The organism is Pseudomonas sp. PL-6 (assembly GCF_054110165.1).
On record NZ_CM134189.1, the window covers coordinates 180,001 to 182,442 of the forward strand.

Annotated in this window: 2 rRNA genes (1 of these 2 only partly in view); both read left to right on the plus strand. The window is 53.8% G+C overall.

Annotation, left to right across the window (positions count from 1 at the left end):
• A 23S ribosomal RNA gene (locus tag ACW9UL_RS00830) occupies positions 1–1,980 on the plus strand; it begins 912 nt to the left of the window's first position.
• Between the two features lie 159 nt (positions 1,981–2,139).
• Positions 2,140–2,255: ribosomal RNA gene (rrf, locus tag ACW9UL_RS00835) — 5S ribosomal RNA — on the plus strand.
• Positions 2,256–2,442: the final 187 nt, after the last annotated feature.

Below are 2,442 nucleotides of genomic sequence, written 5' to 3' on the forward strand. Positions count from 1 at the left end.
CGGCAAGTGTCAGCACGGGAGACACACGGCGGGTGCTAACGTCCGTCGTGAAAAGGGAAACAACCCAGACCGTCAGCTAAGGTCCCAAAGTTATGGTTAAGTGGGAAACGATGTGGGAAGGCTTAGACAGCTAGGAGGTTGGCTTAGAAGCAGCCACCCTTTAAAGAAAGCGTAATAGCTCACTAGTCGAGTCGGCCTGCGCGGAAGATGTAACGGGGCTCAAACCATACACCGAAGCTACGGGTTCATCTTAGGATGAGCGGTAGAGGAGCGTTCTGTAAGCCTGTGAAGGTGAGTTGAGAAGCTTGCTGGAGGTATCAGAAGTGCGAATGCTGACATGAGTAACGACAATGCGAGTGAAAAACTCGCACGCCGAAAGACCAAGGTTTCCTGCGCAACGTTAATCGACGCAGGGTTAGTCGGCCCCTAAGGCGAGGCAGAAATGCGTAGTCGATGGGAAACGGGTTAATATTCCCGTACTTCTAGTTACTGCGATGGAGGGACGGAGAAGGCTAGGCCAGCACGGCGTTGGTTGTCCGTGTTTAAGGTGGTAGGCTGGTTTCTTAGGTAAATCCGGGAGATCAAGGCCGAGAGCTGATGACGAGCGTTCTTTTAGAATGCGAAGTGGTTGATGCCATGCTTCCAGGAAAAGCTTCTAAGCTTCAGGTAACTAGGAACCGTACCCCAAACCGACACAGGTGGTTAGGTAGAGAATACCAAGGCGCTTGAGAGAACTCGGGTGAAGGAACTAGGCAAAATGGCACCGTAACTTCGGGAGAAGGTGCGCCGGTGAGGGTGAAGCATTTACTGCGTAAGCCCATGCCGGTCGAAGATACCAGGCCGCTGCGACTGTTTATTAAAAACACAGCACTCTGCAAACACGAAAGTGGACGTATAGGGTGTGACGCCTGCCCGGTGCCGGAAGGTTAATTGATGGGGTTAGCGCAAGCGAAGCTCTTGATCGAAGCCCCGGTAAACGGCGGCCGTAACTATAACGGTCCTAAGGTAGCGAAATTCCTTGTCGGGTAAGTTCCGACCTGCACGAATGGCGTAACGATGGCGGCGCTGTCTCCACCCGAGACTCAGTGAAATTGAAATCGCTGTGAAGATGCAGTGTATCCGCGGCTAGACGGAAAGACCCCGTGAACCTTTACTATAGCTTTGCACTGGACTTTGAGCTTGCTTGTGTAGGATAGGTGGGAGGCTTTGAAGTGGGGACGCCAGTTCTCATGGAGCCATCCTTGAAATACCACCCTGGCAACCTTGAGGTTCTAACTCTGGTCCGTTATCCGGATCGAGGACAGTGTATGGTGGGTAGTTTGACTGGGGCGGTCTCCTCCCAAAGAGTAACGGAGGAGTACGAAGGTGCGCTCAGACCGGTCGGAAATCGGTCGTAGAGTATAAAGGCAAAAGCGCGCTTGACTGCGAGACAGACACGTCGAGCAGGTACGAAAGTAGGTCTTAGTGATCCGGTGGTTCTGTATGGAAGGGCCATCGCTCAACGGATAAAAGGTACTCCGGGGATAACAGGCTGATACCGCCCAAGAGTTCATATCGACGGCGGTGTTTGGCACCTCGATGTCGGCTCATCACATCCTGGGGCTGAAGCCGGTCCCAAGGGTATGGCTGTTCGCCATTTAAAGTGGTACGCGAGCTGGGTTTAGAACGTCGTGAGACAGTTCGGTCCCTATCTGCCGTGGACGTTTGAGATTTGAGAGGGGCTGACCTTAGTACGAGAGGACCGGGTTGGACGAACCTCTGGTGTTCCGGTTGTCACGCCAGTGGCATTGCCGGGTAGCTATGTTCGGAAAAGATAACCGCTGAAAGCATCTAAGCGGGAAACTTGCCTCAAGATGAGATCTCACTGGAGCCTTGAGCTCCCTGAAGGGCCGTCGAAGACTACGACGTTGATAGGTGGGGTGTGTAAGCGCTGTGAGGCGTTGAGCTAACCCATACTAATTGCCCGTGAGGCTTGACCATATAACACCCAAACAATCTGCTCTGAGAGCAGAGGGTGTCGATGGTGAAGTCGACAACAGCCGAAGATTTGCACGAGAGCTACAGGCCCAAAGGCCAAGCCAAACGACTGTCACATACCCAATTCGCTGTAACGGCTAACCCCGCGACAGCAACAAATTGCTTGACGACCATAGAGCGTTGGAACCACCTGATCCCATCCCGAACTCAGCAGTGAAACGACGCATCGCCGATGGTAGTGTGGGGCTTCCCCATGTGAGAGTAGGTCATCGTCAAGCTCCTATACGAAACCCCAGATCGCCAACGCGGTCTGGGGTTTCTTCTTTGCGCCGGGAAAACCTGGAGCAGCGCCGGTGCAGCTAGCGGCCGGCGCGCGCGGGGCATCCTAAGGCTATCGGGCTGGCTAAAGGTACTCCTGCAGGGGGCAACGATTACCGAATGCATAGCCAAAAAAAAAAGGCCACC